We start from the raw sequence: 670 nt of genomic DNA, 5'->3' as shown, positions 1-670 counted from the left end.
TCGCTTGGCTTCACCACTTTAATCAAAGAAGAGTTTGTCTCTGACTGGGGTTTCGCTTGAGGTTCAGCCCCTTCTACTAACGCTTTAATATTGTCTGTATTCGCTTGCTCAGGCTTACCTTCTAACAGAGCATCAACCACGTCAGATTCAATCACAACACGCTGCTGGGTGTCATCATTTCCGCCGCTTGCTACTTCTTCTGTCACCGTTGGTGGCAATGAGTTGGAATCATCAGTCGCATCTGATAAATCGCCATCATTTGGCAAGCCGTCAGTCACTGAGGTTAAATTAGATTCTGATGGCGAAAGAGTCGGCTCAGTGAGTGTCGGAATGGCAGTTTGCTCGATGCTTCCCGTGATCTGCTGCGCTTTGTCATCTGGGCTTGGCTGATTAAACATCCACCAATAGCCTCCAGCGGCCAGCAACAGTAGCACCAAAACCACTAATGCGATGTTGAGTGGCGATCCGACAATTGAACGGATAATGATCCTTTTTTCCACTTTCATCTCTCCTAATGCCATGATGTCACCCGGAATCGGGTCGACTTTCTTAAATGCATCTCGAACACGTTTCTCCGCATCGTCATCGACGTACCTAACCACTAGTGATTCGAAGAAACGACGCGCTTCCACTTCGGATAGCATATCGATATCAAGTTCAACTGGCTTAA

The 670-nt window shown here is 47.3% G+C and carries 1 pseudogene; it reads right to left on the bottom strand.

The window, feature by feature from the left end:
- Positions 1 to 670: pseudogene (locus R7Z47_RS25065) on the bottom strand (cell division protein DamX); the annotation flags it as partial.

The sequence above is a fragment of the Vibrio sp. 1641 genome (assembly GCF_033339995.1).
Classification (GTDB): domain Bacteria; phylum Pseudomonadota; class Gammaproteobacteria; order Enterobacterales; family Vibrionaceae; genus Vibrio; species Vibrio alginolyticus.
This window is presented reverse-complemented; position numbering and strand designations above follow the sequence as displayed.